Raw genomic sequence first — 25,332 nt, 5'->3', positions numbered from 1 at the left:
AATCCCGCAGGGCCGTCTTGCAAAAATGCAAAACAGTTTTGACTTCATGCCCCTTTCCCAATCATTTTTGCAAGCCTATCGTGCCCACAAACATAACCGGAGGATTCCCATGCAAGAGCTCACCCATTATCTGAACGGCGAACATGTCAAAGGCACGTCAGGCCGTTTTGCCGATGTTTTCAACCCTGCGACAGGCGAAGTTCAGGCCAAATGCCCCCTCGCCAACGAAGCCGAGATGGACCAGGCCGTGAAATACGCCATGGCCGCACAACCTGCCTGGGCCGCCGTGAACCCGCAGCGCCGCGCCCGCGTGATGATGAAATTCGTCGATCTGCTGAACCGCGACATGGACAAACTGGCCGAAGCGCTTTCCCGTGAGCATGGCAAGACCCTGCCCGATGCCGCTGGCGACGTACAGCGCGGCCTTGAAGTGGTCGAATACTGCATCGGCGCGCCTGAATTGCTCAAAGGCGACTACACCGACAGCGCCGGCCCCGGCATCGACATGTATTCCATGCGCCAGCCTTTGGGTGTCTCCGCCGGCATCACGCCGTTCAACTTCCCCGCGATGATCCCGATGTGGATGTTTGCCCCTGCCATCGTCTGCGGCAACGCGTTTATCCTCAAGCCATCCGAGCGTGACCCGTCCGTTCCGTTGATGCTGGCCGAACTGCTGGAAGAAGCAGGCCTGCCCAAAGGTATCATTCAGGTCGTCAACGGCGACAAGGAAGCGGTCGACGCGATCCTGCACCACCCTGTCATTCAATCCGTGGGCTTTGTCGGCTCCACCCCGATTGCCGAATATATCTATGGCACGGGTTGCGCGAATGGTAAGCGCGTTCAATGCTTTGGCGGTGCCAAGAACCACATGATCATCATGCCGGACGCCGATCTGGACCAAGCGGCAGATGCGCTGATCGGTGCCGGTTACGGTGCTGCCGGCGAACGCTGCATGGCGATTTCCGTGGCCGTGCCTGTGGGCGATGAAACAGCCGACCGTTTGATCGAAAAACTGATCCCGCGCATCGAAAAGCTGAAAGTCGGGCCATACACATCGGGCAAGGATGTCGATTACGGCCCTGTGGTGACAGCGGCGGCCAAGGCCAACATCGAACGTCTGGTTCAAACCGGCATCGACCAAGGCGCGACCTTGGTTGTCGACGGGCGTGACTTTAAGTTGCAGGGCTACGAGGACGGTTTTTTTGTCGGGCCGCACCTGTTTGATAACGTCACCAAAGACATGGACATCTACAAGCACGAGATTTTCGGCCCCGTGTTGTCCACTGTGCGTGCCAAAACCTACGAAGAGGCGCTTGGCCTTGCGATGGATCACGAGATGGGCAACGGCACCGCGATCTTTACCCGTGACGGGGATGCGGCGCGCGATTTCGCGAACCGCATCAACGTGGGCATGATCGGCATCAACGTGCCAATCCCTGTGCCGCTGGCCTATCACACCTTTGGCGGCTGGAAGAAATCCGTCTTTGGAGATCTTAACCAGCACGGCCCCGATGCGTTCAAATTCTACACACGCACCAAAACCGTGACCTCGCGCTGGCCGAGCGGAATTAAAGAAGGCGGCGAGTTCAACTTCAAACCGATGGAATAATCCATCTTCTGCGGGGGTTTCGGCCCCCGCAGACCGCTTGCGCCCTGCGCAGCCCTCGTTATAATTAAACATATGTTCAATTCGACAGGTCTTGGGAGGGATCATCGCTATGGATTTCGCACTTTCAGAAGAACAATCCGCCATTTTCGATATGGCTTATGGCTTTGGCCAGGAACATATCGCCCCCTTCGCGCGCCAATGGGAAAAAGACGAAACCATCCCCAAGGAAATCTGGCCCAAGATCGCCGAGCTTGGCTTTGGCGGCCTCTATGTCTCCGAGGAGGCCGGCGGTTCCGGTCTGACGCGGCTTGATGCCACATTGGTGTTCGAGGCGCTCAGCATGGCCTGCCCCTCCGTTGCGGCCTTCCTGTCGATCCACAACATGTGCGCCAAGATGCTGGACAGCTTTGCCAGCGATGAACTGAAGGCGCGGATCATGGACGACGTCTTGTCGATGAACACCGTGCTTAGCTATTGCCTGACCGAACCAGGCTCCGGATCGGATGCTGCCGCGCTCAAGACGAAATGCGACCGCACCAATGACGGCTACACCCTGAACGGGACCAAAGCGTTTATCTCGGGTGGCGGATATTCCGACGCCTATGTCGCCATGGTCCGCACGTCGGATGACGGTGCAGCGGGTGTGTCCACGGTCTATGTCGAAGACGGCACAGCCGGCCTGTCTTTTGGCGGTCTCGAGGATAAAATGGGCTGGCGCAGCCAGCCAACCGCCCAAGTGCAGTTTGACAATTGCAACATTCCTGCCGGAAATCTGGTAGGCGAAGAGGGTAAAGGTTTCAAATATGCGATGATGGGGCTGGATGGTGGCCGTTTGAACATCGCCGCCTGTTCACTGGGTGCTGCACAGACTGCCCTGACCTCGACCCTGCATTACATGGGCGATCGCAAGGCGTTCGGGAAGTCCATCGACCAGTTCCAGGGGCTGCAATGGCGTCTGGCGGATATGGAGATCGAGCTGCAAGCCGCCCGCACCTTCCTGCGCCAAGCCGCATGGAAGCTGGATAACGGCGCGCCTGACGCGACCAAGTTCTGCGCCATGGCCAAGAAATTCGTGACCGAGGTCGGCAGCAAGGTCGTTGACCAATGCCTGCAACTGCATGGCGGATATGGATATTTAGCCGATTACGGTATCGAAAAGCTCGTCCGTGACCTGCGCGTTCACCAGATCCTTGAAGGCACAAACGAGATCATGCGCGTCATTGTCGCCCGTGACATGTTGAAAAACAAATGAGCGATATCTCTATCCGCATCACGGGTCGCGCTGGTCGGATCACCCTGACCCGCCCCCATGCGTTGAACGCCATGACCTACGAGATGTGTCTGGCCATCGAAGACGCCTTTGACGCGTGGCGCGACAATGACGCGGTTGATCTGATCGTGCTGGACGCGATTGGCGACCGTGCCTTTTGTTCGGGGGGGGATATTGCCGAACTCTATGCCACCGGCACCAAGGGCGATTATGCCTATGGGCAAAAGTTCTGGGCCGATGAATACCGCCTGAACGCCAAGATTTTCGCCTATCCCAAGCCTGTCGTGTCGTTCCTGCAAGGGTTCACCATGGGCGGTGGCGTTGGCCTTGGGTGCCACGGGTCGCACCGCATTGTGGGCGAAACCAGCCAGATCGCCATGCCCGAATGCGGCATCGGGTTGCTGCCCGATGTTGGCGGCACCTTGATGCTGGCCCTGGCACCGGGGCGCATTGGCGAATATCTGGGCACGACCGCCACACGCATGTCCGGCGCAGACGCCATTTTTGCCGGTTTTGCAGATAGTTACATCCCGGAGTTAAACTGGCAAAAGGTCACTGAAACCCTGGAGAGCACAGGCGATATCGCGGCACTTGATGCGGCCAAAATCGATCCGCCCGCGTCGCCGCTGGCCGCACAGCAAGACGAAATTGACGTGCTTTTTGATGGCGAAACGCTGAGCGATATCCTGACCAATCTGCACGTCAAGGACAGCCCCTTTGCGCAAGAATCCCTCAAGAAGATGGGCCGGATGAGCCCGCTTGCCATGGCCAGCACCATAGAGGCCCTGCACCGCCTGCGCGGCCCGTCCCTGAGCATCGAGAAAGCCCTCGATCTTGAATACCGCTTTACCTTCCGCGCGATGGAGCATGGCGATTTCCTTGAGGGGATCCGCGCGGCAATCATCGACAAAGACCGCAATCCAAGCTGGCAGTTTGCGGATATGAATGTTCCCACAGCCGCAGTCGCCAAGATGCTGCAACCCTTGGGCAAAGACGCCCTTAAACTGGAGAAAATGACATGAGCACGTTAAATATCGGTTTCATCGGGTTGGGAAATATGGGTGCGCCGATGGCGTCCAATCTGGCCAAGGCCGGGCACACGGTTACCGGGTTCGACGTTGCCGGCACCAAGGCTGAGGGCGTTGCCGTGGCCAGTGATCTGGAAGGTGCTGTCGCAGGCATGGATGTGGTGATCACCATGCTGCCGAACGGGTCGATCCTGCGGCAGGTGGCAGCGCAGGCAATCCCGCATATGACCAAGGGGTCGCTGTTTATTGATTGCTCCACCGTGGATGTGGAAAGCGCGAAGAACACCTCGGAAGCCGCTGAAAATGCGGGTATTCTGGCAGTTGACGCTCCGGTATCAGGCGGCATCGGCGGGGCGGCTGGCGGCACGTTGACCTTTATGGCAGGCGGCACCGAAGCAGCCTTTGCCAAGGCAAAGCCGCTGTTTGATATCATGGGTCAGAAGGCCGTGCATTGCGGTGATGCGGGTGCCGGTCAGGCTGCGAAAATCTGCAACAACATGATCCTTGGCGTCACCATGATCGCCACCTGCGAGGCCTTTGCGCTGGCAGACAAGCTGGGGCTGGACCGGCAAAAAATGTTCGACGTGGTCAGCACGTCGTCGGGGTACAGCTGGTCGATGAATGCCTATTGCCCTGCCCCCGGTGTCGGCCCGACGTCGCCCGCCGATAACGGCTATGCGCCGGGGTTCGCGGCTGAACTGATGCTCAAGGATCTGGGATTGTCACAACAGGCCGCCGAGATGGCCAATGCCGACACGCCGATGGGTGAACTGGCCCGCGCGCTTTATGCCCAATTCGTCGAGGATGAAGATGGCAAGGGCAAGGATTTCTCGGCCATGCTGCCGCGTTTCGAGAAACGCAATCGGGGATGAGTTTCTGAGGGGAAGGCCGGGGGTTTCACACCCCCGGACCCCCGTGGAGTTTATCTGGCAAAATGAACGGTGCCTTTATTCGGCGGCAACCTTGCGCGGGGCCAGCATCGGTTTGAGGTAGTGGCCTGTGTGGCTTTCCGCGACCTCGGCGACCTGTTCGGGGGTGCCTGTCGCCACCACACGGCCCCCGCCATCGCCGCCTTCGGGCCCGATGTCGATGATGTAGTCGGCGGTTTTCACCACGTCGAGGTTGTGTTCGATCACCACGACCGAATTTCCCTGATCGACCAATTCATGCAGCACTTCCAACAGCTTGCGCACGTCTTCGAAATGCAGGCCGGTGGTGGGTTCATCCAGAATATACAGCGTCCGCCCCGTGGACCGTTTGCTCAGTTCCTTTGACAGCTTGACGCGCTGCGCCTCGCCGCCGGACAGGGTCGTCGCCTGCTGGCCCACCTTGATGTAGCCAAGTCCCACGCGCATCAGCGCATCCATTTTCTCGCGGATGGAGGGGACGGCCTGAAAGAAGGTCTGCGCGTCTTCCACGGTCATATCCAGCACGTCGGCGATGGATTTGCCCTTGAACTTCACCTCGAGCGTTTCGCGGTTATAGCGCTTGCCCTTGCAGGTTTCGCATTCGACATAGACATCCGGCAGGAAATGCATCTCGATCTTGATGACGCCGTCCCCCTGGCACGCCTCGCAGCGCCCGCCCTTGACGTTAAAGCTGAAGCGACCGGGCTTGTAGCCGCGCGCCTTGGCTTCGGGAAGGCCCGCGAACCAGTCGCGGATCGGCGTGAAAGCCCCGGTATAGGTTGCAGGGTTCGACCGTGGGGTGCGCCCGATGGGGCGTTGGTCGATGTCGATCACCTTGTCCAGATGCTCCAACCCCTTGATCGTTTCGCAGGGTGCGGGCGTCTGGCGGGCCCCGTTCAGGTTCATCGACGCGGTTTTGAACAGGGTTTCGATGGTCAGGGTCGATTTGCCGCCGCCCGACACACCAGTGACGCAGACAAACTGCCCCAAGGGGAAGTCAACGGTGACGTCTTGCAGGTTGTTGCCCGTGGCTTTGACGACCTTGATCTTTTTCTTGTTGCCCTTGCGCCGCTTGGCCGGCACCGAGATTTCGCGTTTGCCGGTCAGGTATTGACCGGTCAAAGAGTTCGGGTCGTTGGCCACATGTTCGGGCGTGCCGTGGCTGACCACCTGACCGCCATGCACACCGGCCCCCGGACCGATGTCGAAAACATAATCGGCCTCGCGGATCGCTTCTTCGTCATGTTCGACGACAATCACGGTGTTGCCCTGGTCGCGCAGGTTCTTCAGCGTCAGCAGCAGACGGTCGTTGTCGCGCTGGTGCAAGCCGATGGAGGGTTCATCAAGGACATAGAGAACCCCCGTCAGCCCCGACCCGATTTGCGAGGCAAGACGGATGCGCTGGCTTTCCCCACCGCTGAGCGTTCCACTTGAACGTGCCAGCGTAAGGTATTCTAATCCCACGTTATTCAGGAATCCGAGCCGCTCGCGAATTTCCTTGAGAATGGCGCGGGCGATCTCGTTCTTTTGCTTGCTCAGCTGGTCGGGAACGGCATTGCACCAGTCGAATGCCTCGCGGATCGACATCTGCACAACCTGACCTGCGTGCAGACGCTGGTCGGGGGTGCCATCGACGGGGCCGATCTTGACGGCCAGCGCTTCGGGGCGCAGTCGGTAGCCTTCGCAGGTGCCGCAGGGGCGGTTGTTCTGGTAGCGCTCGAACTCTTCGCGGATCCAGTTGCTGTCGGTCTCGCGGTAGCGGCGTTCCATGTTGGGGATCACCCCTTCAAAGACACGGCTGACCTCGTAGACGCGGCCCCCTTCATCGTAGCGGAACTTGATCTCTTCCTTGCCGGAGCCGTGCAAAAACACCTGCTGCACCTTTTCGGGCAGGTCTTTCCACTTGGTGCTTTTGTTGAATTCGTAATGTTTGGCGATGGCTTCGATGGTTTGCAGGAAATAGGGCGACTTGCCCTTGCGCCACGGGGCCAACGCGCCGTCATAAATCTTGAGATTCTGATCCGGCACGACCAGCCGTTCGTCAAAGAACAGCTCCTTGCCCAAACCGTCACAGGACGGGCAGGCCCCAAAGGGCGCGTTAAAGGAAAACAGGCGCGGTTCGATCTCGGGGATGGTGAAGCCGCTGACGGGACAGGCGAATTTCTCGCTGAAGGTCTGGCGTTCGGGGTCGCCTTCGGCGGGCGCGGTTTCGAGGATCGCAATGCCATCGGCCAGATCAAGCGCTGTGCGCAAGCTGTCGGCCAGACGTGTTTCCAGCCCCTCGCGCACGACAAGGCGGTCCACGACCACGTCGATGTCATGGCGGAATTTCTTGTCCAGCGTCGGAAGTTCGTCCAGTTCAAAGAATTCGCCGTTTACCTTGACCCGCTGGAACCCCTGCTTGCGGAGCTCGAGGAATTCCTTGCGGTATTCGCCTTTGCGGTCGCGCACGATGGGGGCCAGCAGATAGGCACGGGTGCCCTCCTCCATCATCATGATGCGGTCGACCATGTCCTGCACCTGCTGCGCCTCGATGGGTTTGCCGGTGGCGGGGCTATAGGGCGTGCCGACACGGGCGAACAGCAGACGCATGTAATCGTAAATCTCGGTCACCGTGCCGACGGTCGAACGGGGGTTTTTCGACGTGGTTTTCTGTTCGATCGAGATTGCCGGCGACAGGCCGCTGATGTGGTCCACATCAGGTTTCTGCATCATATCAAGGAATTGGCGGGCATAGGCGCTTAGGCTTTCGACATAGCGGCGCTGCCCTTCGGCATATATCGTGTCAAAAGCGAGCGAAGATTTACCGGAACCTGACAGGCCCGTGATCACCACCAACTGATCGCGCGGAATATCCACGTCGATGTTCTTTAGATTATGTTCGCGCGCGCCGCGCACTTCGATGTATTTCAGCTCAGCCATCAGACACCCCCGTTAAGACTCTGTACATAGGGGCGCGTTGCGGATTCTCCAATGGAAAAATCAGAACACATCGGGAACGTTACATGCGGTTGCGCAGCCTGCCCAAAATCAGGTGCGCACAGAGCCCGCCGATACAGGCCAGACCCGCGACCACCGGCATGCCAGCATAGCCAAAGCTTAACAGCACCGAGGCGATGACCGGCGTTCCCAGCGTATTGCCCAGATTGCCCATTTGCGCCATGGCCCCGTTCGCTTGGGCTTGGGCGGCCGCAGTATCGTTTAACTGCGGAACCGCGGCAAAGCTGGCCCCCTGGATCAGCCCCAATGCCGCGGCAAGGGCAAGACAGGCCAAAGGCGCGCCGGGAACCGCCCATAGCCACGCCAGACACAGCGCCGACCCGGCAAAGCCCAGTTCGACCACGCGCACGGCTGACACATGGCGCAGCAGCCACACACCCATCGTCATGGAGACGATGATGCTGACAATCGGCATGGCGGCAAGGATCAGGTTGCGCAACTCCGGGGTCAGATAGGGCGGCAGGACGGTCAGGATCGACACAAAGCAAAAGGTATAGAACAGCCAACCGGCAGCCGGTGCGCTGATATAAGGTGAGCGGTAGATCGTGCCGTGATCGCGCATGATCTGGCGCAGGTTCAGGAAGGGTTGCGGCCCTTCGGGCGGAAGCCGTTTGAGCCAGCCGGACAAAAGCACCGCGAAAACAGCCATATACGCCGAATGCGCTGCAAATAATGCCGGTATTCCCCAGCCCGCAACCAAGGGCCGCCCCAGCAGCGACAACACGGCAAAGGCCACCCCAAAGAACGTCCCCCAGAGCGAAAGGGTCAACCCGCGATCCTTGGGCGCGCTGAGTTGCGCGATCAAGGTGGGGGCCGCGACAACAATGGCCAGATGCGACGCGCCCTCAATCACGCGGCTGGCCAGCAGCAGCGGCAGGTCGGGCAAAAGCGCCTGAAACGCCGACACCCCCGCCCCGATCCAAAGCGCGCTGATCAAGGCCCGCCGGTAGCGCACCCGCGCCACGACCAACCCCGCCACCACGCCAAAGACGATGCCGACCAGCCCCACCAGCGACACCACAAAACCCAACGCGGCCCCTGCCCCCGGATAGACCGCAGGCAGCGCGTCGAAAACTACGCTGACCTTGCCATATTGCGCAGCGGCACCCAGACCCGCGCCCCATAGGGCGAATATCAACGGAAATGGTGTTTTCACGAGACGACCACCGCCGCTTCAGGTCTTTTGCGCCAAGGCCCATGCGCAGATCGGCATATCCGGGTCGTTGGAGATATCATCCGTGGCCTCGTCATATTCGGGGGGCCATTTTTCTTCCATGTTGCGCAGGGCGGCGTTGCGGTTGCCCCATTGGCTGGATTGAATGGCGTCTTCGTCGAACCCGCATTCGATCAGCAGGTTCTTCAGCCCCCGCGCAGACCAGCGCGAATTATCCGCAGGGGCCGCGTGAAATGGCACGAAAAACGGCACGGCAACCCAGAAATGGCCGCCCTTTTTCAACATCCGGCGGACGTTTTTTGTGGCGGCATAGGGACGGTCCAGATGTTCCCACACCTGATTGGCAAGGATCAGATCAAATTTGCGGGGGCGGTCCTGCGGATTGTCCATGATCGGACCGGCGCAGATGTCATATTCGGGATAGCGGAATTGTTCGTAGGATTTGAAATCGAACATCTCGCCCCATTTGCCCGAAATCTCAGCAACATCAAGCTGCTGCGGGATGAGGTTCTGGATCATCCGGCGGGATGCCGGGCCCATGACGACGCGATTTAGACTTACCATATGCAATCTATGGCAGGGGTGCGCCACTCCGTCCAGAACGGAATGGCGCGGGTCGTTTTTACATGTGGATGACTTTGCCGTAAGCGTCGAGAACGGCCTCGTGCATCATCTCGGACAGGGTCGGATGCGGGAAGACGGTGTTCATCAGGTCTTCCTCGGTTGTCTCAAGCTGACGGCCAACGACATAGCCCTGGATCAGTTCGGTCACTTCGGCCCCAACCATGTGCGCGCCCAGCAATTCGCCGGTTTTTGCGTCGAACACGGTTTTGATCATGCCCTCGGGTTCGCCCAAGGCAATCGCCTTGCCGTTGCCGATAAAGGGGAAGCGGCCTACTTTGACGTCGAAACCCAGTTCCTTGGCCTTGGCTTCGGTATAGCCTACGGACGCGATTTGCGGGTGGCAATAGGTACAGCCCGCGATGGATTCAGGTTTCACAGGATGCGCGTGTTTGCCCGCGATCAGTTCGGCCACCATGACACCTTCGTGCGACGCCTTATGCGCCAGCCACGGGGCCCCCGCGATGTCGCCAATGGCATAAAGCCCGTCAACGCCGGTCCGGCAATATTCATCGGTGACAACATGGGTGCGGTCGACTTTGACGCCCATTTCCTCAAGACCCAGATCCTCGACGTTGCCGACGATGCCCACGGCGGAGATCACGGTATCGAATTCTTGCTTCTCGATCTTGCCGCCCACTTCGATATGGGCAGTGACCTTGTCAGCCGCGCGGTCCAGCTGTTTGACGACAGCCTTTTGCATGATCTTCATGCCCTGCTTTTCAAACTGCTTTTTCGCGAATTTGCTGATCTCCTCATCCTCGACGGGCAGGATGCGGTCCATCACTTCGACGACCGTGGTGTCAGCACCCAAGGTGTTGTAAAAACTGGCGAATTCAATGCCGATGGCACCCGATCCGATGACCAGCAGCTTTTTCGGCATATGCGGCGGTTGCAGCGCGTCCTTGTACATCCAGACGCGTTTGCCGTCGGCCTCAAGGCCCGGCAGGTTGCGTGCGCGCGCCCCCGTGGCCAGCACGATGTTCTTGGCCGTCAGATCTTCGCTGCCCTTGTCGGTCTTGACCGAAACCTTGCCCTTGCCGGCCAGTTTGGCCGCGCCCATGAACACGGTGACCTTGTTCTTTTTCATCAGATGGCCGATGCCGCCCGACAATTGCCCCGCAACCTTGCGCGACCGTTTCACAACAGCATCCAGATCATAGCCGATGTTATCCGCCTTCAACCCGAATTCGGCCGCGCGGTGCATCAGGTGGAACACTTCGGAAGACCGCAGCAGCGCCTTGGTCGGGATGCAGCCCCAGTTCAGACAGATGCCCCCCAGATGTTCGCGTTCGACGATTGCGACCGACAGCCCCAATTGTGCGCCGCGGATCGCAGCGACATAGCCGCCGGGCCCTGCACCGATCACAATCAGATCAAAGGATTTTTCAGCCATAGGGAAACCTCGCAGCATGGGAGAGAAAATATAGTTTAGCGGTAAACTATATTTTCCCGCACAGCAACCGCGAGATTCCGATGCCCCCGATCAGAGGCGTCAGGCAGCTTCGTTTTCCAGCGCGCGCACGGTGCTGCCATAGCCGCCATTGGCAATATAGGATTGTTCCAGCGCCGTGTAGGGGCGGTCCAGCGCGTCATTGCGGTAAGGAAAGCGGCCAAACTCGCGGATCACTTTGCGGTGGGCGCGGGCGTGCAGCAGGTTGCTGGAACTGTGCGGCATCCGTTCGCACATCAGACGCACGCAGCGGTCCTGATCGATCAGGTTTTCAGAATGCATCATCGGCAGGTAAAAGAACTGCCGCGCGGGCGGGTCAATGCGCATGTCCCAGCCCTTGTGGATCGATGATTTGGCGACAGCCAGCGCCGCACGGTCCGATGCAAAGGCACGGCCCTGCCCGCGGAACATGTTGCGGGGAAACTGGTCGGTCAGGATGATATAGGCCAAGGCCCCCGCCGGATAGGTGAGCCAAAGTGAGAACTTGCCCTCGCAGGCGGCTTCCCATGTCTCAAGAAACTTGTCACGGATGACTTGGTCGAAATCCTCGTCAACGATGTACCATTTGTCTGGTCCGGCATCATCAAGCCAGAATTTCAGAATATCATCGGGGCCAATCACATTGCGTTCCTTTGCCTAGCCGTTCCCTGAACATAGGTAATGAGAAATATAACAACTTTGAAACACAAGTTTTGCAACAAAAACGTCACAAAACCAACTCTTAGGCGGCACTTTCTTCGGCTTGGTCGCTTTCGACGGCGTATTCATGCGCAACCTCGACCGCCAGGGCGGTTGTGGCGGCCGAAAACGGGACGTATTGGCTGGTTTCATCGGTAGCGACTGTGGGCCGTACAGTGGCACGGTAGAACGCATAAACGGCAAGCACTGCGAACAAGACGGCCGTAAACAGATAAAAGCCCCCCGGCCCAAGTGCTGTGCCCATCATCCAACCGGTGATAATCGGCCCCATGATCGCCCCCAAGCCATTGATAAACAACATCCCGCCGGATGCGGCCGCCATGTCTTCGAGGTCAAGAAAGTCATTCGTGTGGGCGATCAGCAGCGAATACAGCGGGTTCGACATCCCCCCGACGATAAACGCCGACAACAGCAAAACAGGGAACATATGGCCCATCATCATGCCCAGAACAGACCCCAGAAACCCGACAACCGATGTGATGACGATCAGCAGGCGGCGGTCCATACGGTCGGACACCCATCCGATCGGATATTGCAGCAGCATCGACCCGATGAAAAACACCGCCACAAAGACCGAAATCTGCGCGACGCTCAGCCCAGCTTCGGCCCCGTAAACGGAGGCCATGCCAAATTGCGCCGAGAACACGCCGCCCAGCAGGAACATCCCCACACAGCCCAGCGGTGAAGCGGTCATCAGGCTGCGCAGGCTCATGGGTTTGGTGGTGTCAAATGCAGGTGTCGGGCTGACGGCCAGCAAGATCGGCGTCACGGCAAGGCTGACCAGCACCGATGGAATAACAAACAAGACAAAGCCGGACGGGTCCGCTGTCAGCAGCAAGGCCTGGGCGATCACGATGCCTGCGGTTTGCACGATCATATAAAGCGACAGCGCCTGCCCGCGGTTTTCATTGGTGGCCGCGTTGTTCAGCCAGCTTTCTGCCGTGACATAGACCACCGAAAAGCAGAACCCGATCAGCACGCGGCCAAAGGACCAGACGATGATGTTGGGGAATGTGGGATAGAGGATCATCACTGCCGAAATCATCGACGCAACAGCGGCAAACACCCGCACGTGACCGACGCGCCGGATCATGCCGGGGGCCATGCGCGACCCGCCAAGGAAGCCCGCGAAATAGGCCGACATAACGATCGACATCTGCAAGGTCGAGAAATCTTCGATGCCGCCGCGGATACCCAATAGTGTGCCTTGCATGCCGTTGCCGATCATCAGCAAGCACATACCCAGCAACAGCGCCCATACGCTTGCGAAAACCTTTAGCATCTATCGAATCCCATCTTCCGTTCTGTCCCTCCCTGATCCTGTTCGAGGGATATGTCATCCCCTTGTACGACACTCAGGCGGGTTTTTGCGCCTCGGGCAAAAGCAATGATGCGTCACCGTAGGAAAAGAACCGGTAATTTGAATCAATTGCGTGGGAATAGATGTTTTTTATCGCGTCCTGCCCCATCAAAGCCGCGACCAGCATCATCAATGTGGATTTCGGCAGATGGAAATTTGTCATCAGCGCATCGGCGACATTAAAGGTGAACCCCGGCGTGATGAAGATATCGGTATCGCCTTCCCACGGCTGGATCGCCCCGCTGCGGCCTGCTGTTTCGATCAGGCGCAGCGCCGTGGTGCCCACGGGAATGATCCGACCGCCCGCCGCTTTGGTGGCTGCAATCTCGGAGGCGGCTTGAGCACTGACCTGCCCCCATTCGCTGTGCATCTTGTGGTCAGATATATCGTCTACCTTGACCGGCAGGAACGTACCCGCGCCGACATGCAGCGTGACATGGGTGAAGTCGACCCCCATCGCCGCCAGCTGCGCCAGCAGCGCGTCGTCAAAATGCAGCGATGCGGTTGGGGCGGCCACGGCCCCTTTGTTGCGGGCGAAAACCGTTTGGTAATCGGTCATGTCCTGCGCATCGGCGGGGCGTTTGGCGGCAATATAGGGCGGTAACGGCATGGCACCGGCGGCATTCAGCGCCGCGTCGAAATCATCGCCCGCGCAGTTGAACCGCAGATGCCCCTGCCCGTCTTCGATCGCCTCAAGCGTCGCCCGCAGATCATCGCTGAACACGACCTCTTCGCCGATCTTCAGCTTTTTCAACGGCTTGATCAGAGCGGCCCAGGTCCCTTCGGCACGCGGCTCAAGCAGGGTGACCTCGATACGGGCCTGCACCGGCCCTTGGGCGCTGGCGCGGTGGCGCAGCCCGTTCAGGCGTGCGGGAATAACGCGGGTGTCATTCAGCACCAGCCGGTCGCCCGCGCGCAGCCAGTCGGGCAGATCGCTGACTGTTTTATCATGCAGCACGGGGCCCTCGGCCACCAGCAAACGTGCAGAGGTGCGCGGGACTGCGGGGCGCGTGGCAATCAGCGCGTCGGGCAGATCAAAATCAAAATCGCTTAGTTTCATGGCAGCCGCTTAGCGCCCCTCATAAGGTGCTACAACCGGTTTTTCCGGCGCAGCAGGTGTGGCGGGCAAGGTCAACCCGCTGACCCCGTCGACCGGCGGCAAATCGGGGGGCGGCGCACGAAAGATCTCGCGCAGGAAACCGGGGGCCAGTGCAGAGAGCGGGTTTACCGACACTTGCGGATCTTGGGGCGTGCCGCCGAGAGTATAGTTGAACCCCAGCAAGCCTTCGCCTTTGCGGGTCAGAAAGCTGCCGATCCCGTTGAGCAGATACACCGGGGAAATCACCCCTTGCAGGGCCATGCGACCCGTATCGGTGGCAAAGACGCCATCCATCGAAATGCCCAGCGATGCGCCCGTGGCGCTTGCCTCCGCCAGGGTGATGCGGTTCGGGGTCATGCGAAACCCGGCCTCGACCGTATCGAAATAGATGCCATCGCCATTCAATTCATTCACCAGCCCGACAACCGACACCGCATTGACCAAGGCCGCAATCGCGGGGGCGTCCTTGATCCTGACATCGGTGATCTGGGCGCGCCCGTCGAACGCGCCGCCCGACCCGACCGGCACCAGGGTCAGCGACAGGTTTCCGCCGCGCACCTGTGTCAGCATATTCGCCGAGCGCAAGACCCCGCCCGCATCCGCCGAATTCAGCTGGATCGCGCTGCGCCCGTTTTGCGGCACCACGCGCCCCGACACAGGGGTGCCGCCGTTCAGGTTCGCGGTAAACCGCCCGTCAAGCCCCCAGGCCATATCAAACTGGCCGCGCATATTGGTCAGCGCGATCTTGTCGGTGACCTGAAGCCGGTCAAGCTGCACCAGCATCGGCGGGCCTTTGATGCCGCTGGGCTTCGATGTGCCAAATTCGGCCTTGCGCAGATCAAGGCTGCCGCCCCGCACGACGACCTGCACGGGCGCGTTTGGCCCCTGCCCCAACAGATCGACCGGCATGTTCAGCCAGCGTCCGACAGTCAGCGTGTCAAAGCGCACCCGCTCCAATGCGCCGCCACTGGCCAGCTTGACCGACCCCTTGGCCGCCAGCCCTGCGGCTTTCGCCTCGATCAGATCAACTTGGGGGACCGGCCCCAGCTTGCCTGCCACCAGCAGCGATCCCGTGGCCGCGGCGGGTTTACTCCACCCCAGTTGCGGCACGTTCAGCTGCAACCCTTTCATATCCGAAGTGATTGAAAACGAAGGCGCGCGCCCCTTGGCCAGATCCAGCGCAAACCAGCCGCGCCCTTGGCCCGACACACTGCCGGGGGGCAGTTTGATGTTAAAGGTATCAAGCGCTTTTTGGTTCAGCACGATATCGGCGCGCACTTCGCTGGGGGCACCGGCGCGGCCCAGGGGCTGTGACCAGCCGCCGTCAAACGCCACACCGTCAATATTGCCCGGCCCTTTGATCGTGATGTTGCTGTTTGACACCACCACGTTCATTTTTTCCGCAGCAAGGGTCCGGTCCTTGACCAGAACATCGCTGCGCAGGTCCAGCAGATCGCCGCTGATGTCAAAGACGGTCAGCTTGGGGTCCGATCCTTTTTTCATCGGAAAGGCAATCGTGCCGGACAGGTCCGCCGTCCCTTGGGCCAAAGTCACCGGCTGGTTGGCTTTGTCCATGATGCTCAGCGGCGGCAGGTTCAGCAAGGACAGCACCGAGGTGATCGAGGATTGGGTGTTCAGCCGGACAATGCCGGGCGGCGCGTCCTTGATCGTCACGTCAGGCATGATGAAAGACGAGGCGCTGATCGCGATCTCGCCGCCTTGGGGGGCAGTGATCCGGCCACTGTCCACACTTGCGACAAAGCGGTTTTTCAGCAGGCTGGCATGGCCGCTGGCCTTGGTGATATTGGGCATGCTGCGCAAGAACCGCGCCTCGGTCTCCAGAAAATCAAACGCCAGATAGGTCTGCGGCCGCGCGTCCGGCTGCAATCGAAAGGCCACATCGACGTTCCTGAGCTTGCCCGCATAGACATTCTCCGCCACCCATTTGCGGGTCTTGACCTTGGCCTTCTCGGGCCACAGTTCCATGACCCGCTCGGGCGAGATTTCGTTCAGACCGGCATCGAGTGCGACCTGCCAGCCGTCCGGCCCTGCGGTTAAATCACCCCTGACGTTCAGCGTTGTATCGGCGTCGTGGATATCCATGCGCCCGAGGGTCAGGTGAAACGGGTTGAGCTTGATCTGAAGGTCCAGATCGGCCCCGTCGATGCTGATGGGCTGGGCGTAAACTTCGGCCGGATTGGCCACCAGATCCCGCAGTCGGATTTGCGCGGTCAGATCACTGAGCTTGCCGTTCTTCAACGCGCCGATGGTTGCTTCGCCTTCGATGCGCCCCGACACCCATTGGCTCTGGACCGACAGTTCATCAAATTGCAGCAGCTTTTGGTCGGGGTGATAGCTGAAATAGCTGCGCACCCCGTCAAAGGGGATCGGCGTTGCATTGGCATTGGGCTGCACCACGCCGCTGCCGATCTGCAAGGTGGCGTTCAGCGGCTCGAAGGCACCGTCGTCGTCGATGCTGCTGCGCACCGACCCCGAAATCGACGCGCGCAAGACGTTCAACCACGCAAAGGCCGGGCTTTGCACCGCGATGTCTGCGGCATCGACGCCATCAAAGGTCACGCCGAATTGCGCGGCGGTATCGCCCAGGACGCTGGTGTAATTCGCCGCCAGCGTGGCCACGTTTGCGCCGCCCCCCAACACCGCAAGATCGGCGGTCACGCTCAGGATATCGCCGTCGCGGGTCATCCGCAGACGCCCGCCATCCGCTGTCCAGACCCGCGAGGATTGCAGATCGGTATAGCTGAGGGTCAAGGCACGCACGTCGATCGACCGCAACCGGCTGAGCGCGGGCATCAGCAGCGCCTGATCCAATTGACCGATCAGCTGCGGCATGGTGGCGGCGCGCCGCTCGGCCGGGGCCTGGCCCGCACTTGCCCGCAAGGCGACGCGGCCATCCTGATCACGGCGCAAATCCGCAACGATGCCCGACAGCGCCAGATCGCGCAGTTTGATCTGCCCTTCCATCAAGGCGCGGGTTGAAAAACTGGCGCGCACCTCGCGGAAGGCGGCCAGTTCGGCCCCTTCGGGATTTGTGACCGACACATCCTGCAACCGGATGCGGGGCCGCCAGCCGTCATCCACGATCAACACCATCTCGCCAAATCTGACCCGCGCTGTCGGCAAATCTTGCGCCAGCCGCGCCTCGATCCGGGTCTCGACCCATTGCGGCACAATTATGGGACTGCGGATCAGATACAGCGCCGTTCCCGCCACGGCAGCCACGCAAATCACGATGAACAACAACGACCATTTGGTCGCCTGCCACAGCCGTTTGGTTTTTTTTGCCGGTGTGCTGGCGGTTTCGTCTGACATGATCGTCCGTTTTCAGGGCTCTGGGGCTTTAAGTTCCGCCAAGCCGTTCTACTATGCCACCCTAAGATAAGGCTTCCAAGACAATAGAAAGTGACCCATGTCAGAAATATCCCAGCCCGCCCCCGATTTTACAGCCCCCGTCACCGGCGGCGGCGAGGTGACCCTGTCGGCGCTCAAGGGCAAAGCCGTTGTTTTGTACTTTTATCCCCGCGACGACACCCCCGGCTGCACCAAAGAGGCCGTCGGCTTTTCCGAGCACCTGCAAGCGTTCAAGGACGCCGGAGCCGAGGTTTTCGGCGTGTCGCGCGACACGATGGCCAAGCATGACAAATTCACCGCCAAACATGAACTGACCGTGCCGTTGCTGACCGATGACGATGGCACGCTGACCGAAAGCTATGGCGTCTGGGTTGAAAAGAACATGTATGGCAAGAAATCCATGGGGATCGAACGCGCGACCTATCTGATTGATGCGCAAGGCAACATCGCGCGGATCTGGCGCAAGGTCAAAGTGCCCGGTCACGTCGAAGAAGTGTTGGAAGCGGTGCGCGCGCTATGATGCCGCTGGCACAAATGGCCGAAGCCGTCTTGAGCACCGCAGATGGCCGCGAGAAGACCGCCCTGTCGCATCAGTTTGCGGCCCAGTGGCGTGCGGCCCGCGCCACGGGTGAAAAGCCCGAAATCGGCACGGCCAACCCGCCGATGCAGCCCGCACGGCCCGAAAAGCCCGAACTGCTGTCGCCCCGCGACGTGCCCCACCGCAAGCCCGGCTCCCCCGAGGGGCGCATCGCCTTGTTGCATGCTGTGGCCCATATCGAATTGAACGCCGTGGACCTGCATTGGGACATCATCGCGCGGTTTACGGACATCAAAATGCCCATCGGTTTTTATGATGACTGGGTCAAATCTGCGGATGAAGAATCCAAGCATTTCAATCTGATGTGCGATTGCCTTGAGGCCTTGGGCAGCCATTACGGGGCCTTGCCCGCCCATGCTGGCATGTGGCGCGCAGCCGAAGATACGGCGGATGATTTCATGGGCCGCCTGGCCGTTGTGCCGATGGTCCTCGAGGCGCGCGGGCTGGATGTGACGCCCAACATGATCAAGATTTTCAAACAGGCCAAAGCCACCCAGGCCGTCGAGGCGCTCGAGACGATCTATGCCGAGGAAGTGGCCCATGTGGCCTATGGGTCGAAGTGATTGCTTATACGAAACACTTTTGTATATGTATGAACAATTTCTGTAGCATATCAAATACTTATAGCACGTCAATAAATACATCTGTATATGGTCAACCTGTATACGCCTGAGTGATGCCGCTGCCGCGGCATGCAATGAGGACCGCCCTACGGCCCTTTTTGAAGAGAGCGGTCGGCCCTCATTGCGGCGAAAGCCGTCGTCTGATGTTCCATCTGATTAGCCGCATGAGCCCGAACGCCAGCGCCACATTAGCGGAAGACTGAGGCCAGGTGTTCGGTTATGATCGTGTTGAGCACGGTCCTGATCGTCAGTACTGCCGTGATAAATATGTAATCCGCCTCGGCAGGACCTAAAGTCCTGATCGAGTTGAACCAGATCATTTGTGGCACTTGATTGAGAATGCCCTTCTTAGCGTGTTGACGCGCTCTCCGAGAAGGAAACCGCAGCCACTCAAAAAAGCAGTCCTTCGACCAGGCCGTGTATATTCGGTGCCGAACTGAACGATCACGCAAAAATGATCTTCAGCCGCATTAATCTGGTGATGGCGTATCTGGCGATGCCTTGAGGTCGAAAAGCCAGCTTGTTTATGCCTTGAGTGGGTGCGCTTTTGCATACAGGATCGCTTGTTCCAGGTGCTTTTCAGTGAGGCTCGGAAAATTCACCAAAATGTTATGAATTGGATCGACTGTGCTAAGATCAGCAATTTCATAAACCCCAATCCGTGTTCCCCGTAAGACTGGCATCCCTCCTCGCATTTCAGGATCGAACACGACGTTTGCTTCTGCAGCGGCCAAGTCGACCATCTTTAACACCGTTTCCGAGATCGATTTCGGCAAGTCGATGCGCAGTACGCCTTCCTCAAAGGGACGATTGACACAACGGCCACTCGCAATTCCACCGATCTCTCGTATCATCCGATGGCGCATCTTTTCGCTCAGAAAACGGCCTGTTGTAAGGCCAAAATAGGCCACTGGACACGCGATTGGCTTGAGCAGCGGTGCCGCAGTTCGAGGACTATTTTTCTTAGGTCTCGTCAGAGCAGACTTTGGGATAAATCCGCTACTAATCATACGAGCAATGGTGCCGCGTTTGGCATTAACGATGGCTGAGACCTCCGGCAATGTGAGTGGACGCAAGATGGATACCGGCAAGTCGGCAAATGTCATATAATCAGAGGCCATTCGGCGGTCTTCCTGAAGTATCGGCCCTTTCTCGCGGTCTTTGAAGCTCACAAGCTCTCAGCCATCCAGAAGCCAGTCTGGCGCTATCGGGTCCGGCGCGATGCGGTACTGTTGTCCGTTCAAGCTTTTCGTACAGAACATCCAAAGCAAAGCCGTCGAACAAAGCGAAGCTGACCGCATGGTAATCTTCGATCAGGTGGGATGGTGCTTCGGCGTCCTTGCCGAGAAGTTGTTCCAGCCAGTACTGTTCCAATCGCGGGGCGTCAGAGATTAGAGTGCGCCCCGTAGCTCTTTCGATTAGATCCATTGCCACACGATCGGCTTTGGGTGCTTTCTTAAGGCTCAGGAACGGAATGTTGTGGACCGCCTCGCTCTGGGGTGACCAGTCTGAGAGGTCCCATTTGGGATCCGGCTGGATTAATGAGGACCACGTCTGGACCTTTCCTTCGGCAATCCAGGATATACCGACTTCGATCGGCCAACTTTTGTCGGAAAGGCTGGATGCTTCGAAATCAAGCACCGCAAATTTCTCAATATCTTTCGAAGTCATTCAATGTCCTGACTCTGTCGGCCTGGTTTGCCTGGCTGGTGATCACGGCTTCAGACGCCGCCGTTGTCGAGCTATGGTGGCGGCACAGAGCGACCACTGATTATAGAATTCTCTTGCTGGCCAAATCGACAACCCCGCTCCTTGCCGCCGACGGATGGCCAGCTTCACGCATGGGACCAAACATTCCCGACAGCTTGGCAAGCTCATCGGAGGGGAAGTAATGCGCTCCGGTCTCAGCATCGACCATCCGCTCAATCAAAGCTTGATCTGCTGATGTGATCGCGCGCTCGACGAAGGACTGTGTTCCACAAATTCCCGTCCCGGCGTCGACGCATGAATAGGACGAGAGCGTCTCCTCAAAATACGCCAAATGTCGGCCATTTGGCAGATGCTCGAATGCATGTCTAAATTCGTTTTCACCTATCTCAGTCAGTTCCAAAGCAATGAAAGTTTTCCCAAAAATAAGCGGCGTCGTGCTGCTGAAGCAGTAGGGTAGGGCCAGGTTTTGTAGCGTTAGGATTTGCCCCCCTTGGAACGAGGTGCATTTGTTGAGCTTCAGCTCCATGAGCGGCAACAGGAAGGCGTGGTCGAGAATTGCATTAAAGAGCTCTACCAGTGACTGGTCCTTTAGTCCTTTTTCCAGCTCTTGGTCGCGGGCTCGTCGGGCAGCGATGGAGGCGTTGATCAACACGTCGTTTTTTCCACTTTGGCTGTGCATCCTGAGTCCTCATGATTATCTGAATTTTAGATAATCATCTTTCGCGGATTAGTGCTTCCTCGTCAACAAGGAACACCCATGTGTCAGGCACGATCCGTAGCTCAGGGCAGCAAGCGCTCTGCAAAAAACTCATTTCAGAAAGACAGGCGGCTGGCCTGACACAGAGTGATTTGGCAAAGAAGCTCCGCTGTCATCAGTCGCTGATCGCCAGGATCGAGAGTGGAGAGCGCCGGATCGATGTTGTGGAGTTGATTGTTCTTTGCCGAGCCATCGGGTGTAGAGCGGACGAAATGCTGAATAAAGTAGCAAAGTTCGTCGAACCGGACCACCGGCTGTGACATCTGGGCTCGGCCTGTTTCTATACTCGCCACACAACCTTTAGGCGATTATAATTACGGCAAAAATCCGGTATGTTTCAGTATTTGAACCTCTATACCGGTATTCATGTGAGTATACCGCAAGCGCGCGACGTTCGAACATGCCATGAAGCCGCTGGTGCATCAGGATACTCAGATCTGTTCCGGATGAAGCCAACGGCTACTGGAACCTCGCAACGGGAAGTCGCATCGAATAGTTCATCCTGGGAAGCAAGCCGACACCTTCCCCCAGAGAGGATACAACTGCACACGCGATAAACACGTTATCTAAACTGCTCTGGGACACCGTTAATGCTGGCGCTCCGCAGGTGCATCTTGGATTAAATCCCACACACCGGTAAGCAGGATATCGGTCAAAGGAACAGCTGTAAATCCTTGCTGATAGGACAAAGCCGTGACAGTAGTCTTTGTCATGTGACATTTCCTCTTCTCAGAAGAAGATTGCGGCGGCGTGAAACACACTATGATATGCTACCTCTCACGGGCAAAATCGACTTTCCGCTATAGCTCGCCTGAAAGCGCGTGCTGTCACTTCTCAAAAATGCTGTTCTATCTGCGATAAACAAAGGGCGATTCATTTTGTCGAAGATCAATAAATCAGATATCTACGAGAAGAACCTGAATTTTTTAGTTGGTTCTGGGGCATCCTACGGCTTGCTGCCTACCCTTTCTCTGGAGATTAAGCAGCATGGTTCCGAGGCAGCGCATACCGTAGAGACGCTGGCAACTATGTACGAAGGAAATGACGATTTTCTCGCACATCTATTTTCTTGGTATGTACACCAAGTCATTCTTCCTGCCGCAGCTTACGACCACCAGAGAATAACGCCAAACACTACAACGAGAAACTATAGCCAGTTTCTTGAAACGATTTTGAGTATACTAAGCAAGAAGAGTGTTAAGAAGCGCGCCAACATCTTCACTACCAATTACGATGGGATGATTGCCCACACCGCAGAAGCACTCTTGAGGCAAGGTTCGTTTGATTTCCACCTTAACAACGGCACTGATGGATTCGTCAAACGCACCCTGAATGCTCGAAATTTCAGTAGGTACTTTCAAGACCACGGGGTCTTCGACCGTCATTCTAAAAGCGTCCCTCAAATAAACCTTATTGAGCTACATGGTAGCGTTTACTGGTACAAAGATGGCGACAAAATCGAGGTAGACTACAACGTCGAGAGAGCCAGGAAGCGGGTAGAAGGCGTTCCACTTCGGTTGGACGAAAATTTTTGCGATTGTTTGATGGATGGAACCAAGTGCGATACTGACCTCAACCCTCATGCGGAGATCGTTGGCACCGAAAATGAAAACTTTGCAAAATCGTACAAGGCGCTTCCGATTGTAAACCCGACGAAATGGAAGTTTCACGAAACAGTTTTCGAAGAACACTATTACCAAATGTTGAGGCTGCTAAGCTATGAGCTTGAGAAGCCAGATACTGTTTTCATAGCATTCGGGTTTTCGTTTGCAGATGAGCACATCCTTAACCTCGTAAAGAGATCACTCTCGAACCCATCCCTTCATATGTACGTTTGTTGCTTCGACGCCGCAGAAAAAGACTCGATGGAACAGAAGTTCCTCGGCTTTGCGAACGTAGAGTTGGTACTTTTAGATGGTGATCTTAACTTCACAGCATTCAACGATGAAGTTTTCACAACTAAATCACCGAGTGTATAATCATGAGCATTGAAATCGGCGAAGTCGTTGCAGTAATGGGAGTCGAAGTTTCCATTAGAGCTTTCGAAAATTCAAATCATGAGACCCATTTTTACCAAGGCAAAAGGTTCAAAGGCGTCTCTATCAGGGAGTTCGTATCTATTTCACATGGATTTCGCGAGATTGTCTGCACTGTCGAAGGTGAGTACTTGGATGAGCGGCATTTTGAAACTGAAGCCAGCGAGAAAATATACACACGAAAGTTAAAACTCCGCCCAATTGGTTATTTTGAGGATGATCACTTCAAGGATGGTATAAAATACCTCCCCAAGATTGGAGATATTGCTCGACTTTTATCTGAACAACAGGTCAGCAGCATATTCGAAAAGGACCCCTCCGACAGTTACATCATAGGAAAGCTGTTGAAAGAAGATTTACCGGTTTCTCTTCCCTGGCAAAAAATTTTCAAGTCACATTTAGGCATTTTCGGAAATACAGGTAGCGGGAAATCGAATACGTTAACAAAGCTGTTCACTGTACTCTTCGCGAACAGGACGGAAAGCATTGGGGACACCAGCAAGTTTGTGTTCCTTGATTTCAACGGGGAATATACCCAGGGACAACTTGTTGGAGCAGACCACAAGAAAGTTATACGATTAACAACGCGCCATCGCGATGGGGACCGATTTAGGATTCACGATGATGAGTTTTGGGATGCCGAAACGCTTGGTATTCTCTTTCAAGCCACGACTAACACGCAAAAACCATTTCTGAAGCGGACTATATCTGGGCGCGCGAGGTTCATCGACTTTCATGATAGCTTAACGAACTATGCTCAAAAAACAATAACACAGGTCCTGCGTTCAACGGATCCCAGCGTTGAGGCGCTTGAACAAATTAAATCTCTTGTTAGGCACATACCCGATGCCGAGGATTTTGCTCAGTTAATAGGCAAGGTAGGCTGGAACAATACTAATCGTAGTTTTTATATTATCCTGGAAGAAGGCACTCGGTACCCGGATAACGAACTGCATTTCAGCCAAATCTTCGCGCCGAAAATTTCTCAGCTTAATTTGCATGACCTCAAAGGGTTCTCGGAACTGCAGGTTCGCGCGGGTCTTCAGTTGATTAACGACGCCCAATTCGGCTCTGCGCAATACGAACACATCCAACCGCTCTTGCGGAGAATCGATGCCCTTAAAGAAGAGTTTTCGAGAGTCATTTCAGTTGGTGAAGTCGGCGATGATAATAGTAAGCTCGTAACCGTTATTTCTCTGCGGGAATGCAAGCAGGACGTGAAGAAAATCCTGCCCATTCTTATCGCGAAGCACTACTATGAGCAGCATAGAAACATTGTGACGAGTCCACCCTCGACTACCCTTCATTTGATCATCGATGAGGCACACAACATACTTTCTCAGCAATCGAACCGCGAAGCAGAAAGTTGGAAAGACTATCGCCTTGAGTTATTCGAGGAAATTATCAAAGAGGGTCGGAAATTCGGAGTATTTCTGACGCTTGCCAGTCAACGCCCGGCAGATATCTCACCAACTGTTGTTTCTCAACTCCATAACTACTTCATACATCGCCTTGTAAATGATCGAGACCTGGCGCTTTTGGAAAATACGATATCGACCCTGGATAGCCTCTCTCGTGGGCAGATACCGACACTCCCACAAGGTGCCTGCGTCGTGACGGGTACCAGTTTTGAAATTCCTATGCTTATGCAAATTGACAAACTTTCAAAGAAGCAAGAACCAGATAGCAGTGATGTCGATCTTTTTGAACTGTGGGGCGGCCAGGCTGATTGAAGGATTCAGCCAGTTAGCCGTTAGGTGCATACTGCGAAATTGTCCAATATGGCATATTTTGAAGAAGGATAGCCTCCATCGACCGACATGAAGGCATCTTGATCCCATTAGGCAAGTAGTGTCTACAGTCGTTATCCAGCTACAATCTTTAGGTCCCAGAGGAGAACCAACCGTTGTCCTTGAGGCCAATGTTGAAATCTTGGGTTGAAAACACTTGGCCGCACCAGTTCTTCTACCTGAGGCGATCCACATTGAGAGATACCAGTGCTCACTTCCCATTTT

The 25,332-nt window shown here is 56.9% G+C and carries 20 protein-coding genes and 1 pseudogene; 9 read left to right on the top strand and 12 right to left on the bottom strand.

The genetic code is table 11. From position 1 onward, the window contains the following. The first annotated feature begins 109 nt into the window (after window positions 1-109). The 4 genes from ACSQ13_RS05010 (at window position 110) to mmsB (ending at window position 4,779) form a co-directional block, all read left to right on the top strand. The gene (locus ACSQ13_RS05010) at window positions 110-1,609 is read left to right on the top strand and encodes a CoA-acylating methylmalonate-semialdehyde dehydrogenase (RefSeq protein WP_176250115.1); all 1,500 of its coding nucleotides are present in this window, start codon (window positions 110-112) and stop codon (window positions 1,607-1,609) included. A gap of 109 nt (window positions 1,610-1,718) precedes the next feature. Further along, on the top strand, window positions 1,719-2,861 hold the full coding sequence (locus ACSQ13_RS05005; RefSeq protein ID WP_295508922.1) for an acyl-CoA dehydrogenase family protein: 1,143 nt from the start codon (window positions 1,719-1,721) through the stop codon (window positions 2,859-2,861). Further along, window positions 2,858-3,901: an enoyl-CoA hydratase/isomerase family protein gene (locus ACSQ13_RS05000; RefSeq protein ID WP_176250117.1), complete on the top strand. Its 1,044-nt coding sequence runs from the start codon at window positions 2,858-2,860 to the stop codon at window positions 3,899-3,901. Before ACSQ13_RS05005 ends, ACSQ13_RS05000 begins: the two co-directional genes overlap by 4 nt. Further along, entirely contained in the window at window positions 3,898-4,779 is an 882-nt protein-coding gene (mmsB, locus tag ACSQ13_RS04995) for a 3-hydroxyisobutyrate dehydrogenase (RefSeq protein ID WP_295508927.1), read from the top strand. Before ACSQ13_RS05000 ends, mmsB begins: the two co-directional genes overlap by 4 nt. A 75-nt stretch (window positions 4,780-4,854) precedes the next feature. Here the strand turns inward: mmsB and uvrA are convergent, their stop codons facing one another. The 8 genes from uvrA to ACSQ13_RS04955 all read right to left on the bottom strand — a co-directional run bounded on the left by uvrA (window position 4,855) and on the right by ACSQ13_RS04955 (window position 17,554). Continuing rightward, on the bottom strand, window positions 4,855-7,737 hold the full coding sequence (gene uvrA / locus ACSQ13_RS04990) for an excinuclease ABC subunit UvrA (RefSeq protein WP_435988227.1): 2,883 nt from the start codon (window positions 7,735-7,737) through the stop codon (window positions 4,855-4,857). 79 nt (window positions 7,738-7,816) lie between these two features. Further along, window positions 7,817-8,971, bottom strand: a complete 1,155-nt coding sequence (locus tag ACSQ13_RS04985; protein WP_295512840.1) for an MFS transporter — start codon at window positions 8,969-8,971, stop codon at window positions 7,817-7,819. An 18-nt stretch (window positions 8,972-8,989) separates the two neighbouring features. Continuing rightward, a complete protein-coding gene (locus ACSQ13_RS04980; protein WP_176250120.1) occupies window positions 8,990-9,553 on the bottom strand; it encodes a class I SAM-dependent methyltransferase in 564 nt (187 codons plus the stop codon). A 58-nt stretch (window positions 9,554-9,611) separates the two neighbouring features. Then, the gene (gene lpdA / locus ACSQ13_RS04975) at window positions 9,612-11,006 is read right to left on the bottom strand and encodes a dihydrolipoyl dehydrogenase (protein WP_176250121.1); all 1,395 of its coding nucleotides are present in this window, start codon (window positions 11,004-11,006) and stop codon (window positions 9,612-9,614) included. Between the two features lie 99 nt (window positions 11,007-11,105). Then, window positions 11,106-11,684, bottom strand: coding sequence for a DUF924 family protein (locus ACSQ13_RS04970; protein ID WP_176250122.1), 579 nt, complete (start codon window positions 11,682-11,684; stop codon window positions 11,106-11,108). 100 nt (window positions 11,685-11,784) lie between these two features. Beyond that, on the bottom strand, window positions 11,785-13,044 hold the full coding sequence (locus ACSQ13_RS04965; RefSeq protein WP_295512841.1) for an MFS transporter: 1,260 nt from the start codon (window positions 13,042-13,044) through the stop codon (window positions 11,785-11,787). Window positions 13,045-13,117: 73 nt separating this feature from the next. After that, window positions 13,118-14,182 carry a tRNA preQ1(34) S-adenosylmethionine ribosyltransferase-isomerase QueA gene (queA, locus tag ACSQ13_RS04960; protein ID WP_176250124.1) on the bottom strand — a complete coding sequence of 355 codons (1,065 nt, stop codon included), beginning with the start codon at window positions 14,180-14,182 and terminating at the stop codon, window positions 13,118-13,120. Window positions 14,183-14,191: 9 nt separating this feature from the next. Further along, window positions 14,192-17,554, bottom strand: a complete 3,363-nt coding sequence (locus ACSQ13_RS04955) for an AsmA-like C-terminal region-containing protein (RefSeq protein ID WP_295512842.1) — start codon at window positions 17,552-17,554, stop codon at window positions 14,192-14,194. A 97-nt stretch (window positions 17,555-17,651) separates the two neighbouring features. Here ACSQ13_RS04955 and ACSQ13_RS04950 point away from each other — a divergent pair, with 97 nt between their 5' ends. Together ACSQ13_RS04950 and ACSQ13_RS04945 are read left to right on the top strand one after the other, a co-directional pair. Beyond that, window positions 17,652-18,113 carry a peroxiredoxin gene (locus tag ACSQ13_RS04950; RefSeq protein ID WP_295512843.1) on the top strand — a complete coding sequence of 154 codons (462 nt, stop codon included), beginning with the start codon at window positions 17,652-17,654 and terminating at the stop codon, window positions 18,111-18,113. After that, window positions 18,110-18,751: pseudogene (locus tag ACSQ13_RS04945) on the top strand (ferritin-like domain-containing protein); the annotation flags it as partial. The gene ACSQ13_RS04950 and the pseudogene ACSQ13_RS04945, both read left to right, overlap by 4 nt. A 587-nt stretch (window positions 18,752-19,338) precedes the next feature. Here ACSQ13_RS04945 and ACSQ13_RS04940 read toward each other — a convergent pair. The 3 genes from ACSQ13_RS04940 to ACSQ13_RS04930 all read right to left on the bottom strand — a co-directional run bounded on the left by ACSQ13_RS04940 (window position 19,339) and on the right by ACSQ13_RS04930 (window position 21,203). Beyond that, window positions 19,339-19,935: a DUF433 domain-containing protein gene (locus tag ACSQ13_RS04940; RefSeq protein ID WP_295512844.1), complete on the bottom strand. Its 597-nt coding sequence runs from the start codon at window positions 19,933-19,935 to the stop codon at window positions 19,339-19,341. Further along, window positions 19,925-20,485, bottom strand: coding sequence for a hypothetical protein (locus tag ACSQ13_RS04935; RefSeq protein ID WP_295512845.1), 561 nt, complete (start codon window positions 20,483-20,485; stop codon window positions 19,925-19,927). The genes ACSQ13_RS04940 and ACSQ13_RS04935 overlap by 11 nt, the downstream gene beginning before the upstream one ends. A gap of 100 nt (window positions 20,486-20,585) precedes the next feature. Continuing rightward, window positions 20,586-21,203: a hypothetical protein gene (locus ACSQ13_RS04930; RefSeq protein WP_295512846.1), complete on the bottom strand. Its 618-nt coding sequence runs from the start codon at window positions 21,201-21,203 to the stop codon at window positions 20,586-20,588. 80 nt (window positions 21,204-21,283) lie between these two features. Here ACSQ13_RS04930 and ACSQ13_RS04925 point away from each other — a divergent pair, with 80 nt between their 5' ends. Then, window positions 21,284-21,541: a helix-turn-helix domain-containing protein gene (locus tag ACSQ13_RS04925; protein WP_295512847.1), complete on the top strand. Its 258-nt coding sequence runs from the start codon at window positions 21,284-21,286 to the stop codon at window positions 21,539-21,541. A gap of 327 nt (window positions 21,542-21,868) precedes the next feature. On the opposite strand, the gene ACSQ13_RS04920 is transcribed toward ACSQ13_RS04925, so the two are convergent. Next, window positions 21,869-21,994, bottom strand: a complete 126-nt coding sequence (locus ACSQ13_RS04920; protein WP_295512848.1) for a hypothetical protein — start codon at window positions 21,992-21,994, stop codon at window positions 21,869-21,871. A gap of 165 nt (window positions 21,995-22,159) precedes the next feature. Here ACSQ13_RS04920 and ACSQ13_RS04915 point away from each other — a divergent pair, with 165 nt between their 5' ends. Together ACSQ13_RS04915 and ACSQ13_RS04910 are read left to right on the top strand one after the other, a co-directional pair. Next, window positions 22,160-23,260 carry an SIR2 family protein gene (locus ACSQ13_RS04915; protein ID WP_295512849.1) on the top strand — a complete coding sequence of 367 codons (1,101 nt, stop codon included), beginning with the start codon at window positions 22,160-22,162 and terminating at the stop codon, window positions 23,258-23,260. A gap of 2 nt (window positions 23,261-23,262) precedes the next feature. Continuing rightward, window positions 23,263-25,050, top strand: a complete 1,788-nt coding sequence (locus ACSQ13_RS04910) for an ATP-binding protein (RefSeq protein WP_295512850.1) — start codon at window positions 23,263-23,265, stop codon at window positions 25,048-25,050. Window positions 25,051-25,332: the final 282 nt, after the last annotated feature.

The sequence above is a fragment of the Sulfitobacter sp. SH22 genome, from assembly GCF_965641905.1.
In the GTDB taxonomy this organism is placed as follows: domain Bacteria; phylum Pseudomonadota; class Alphaproteobacteria; order Rhodobacterales; family Rhodobacteraceae; genus Sulfitobacter.
This window is presented reverse-complemented; position numbering and strand designations above follow the sequence as displayed.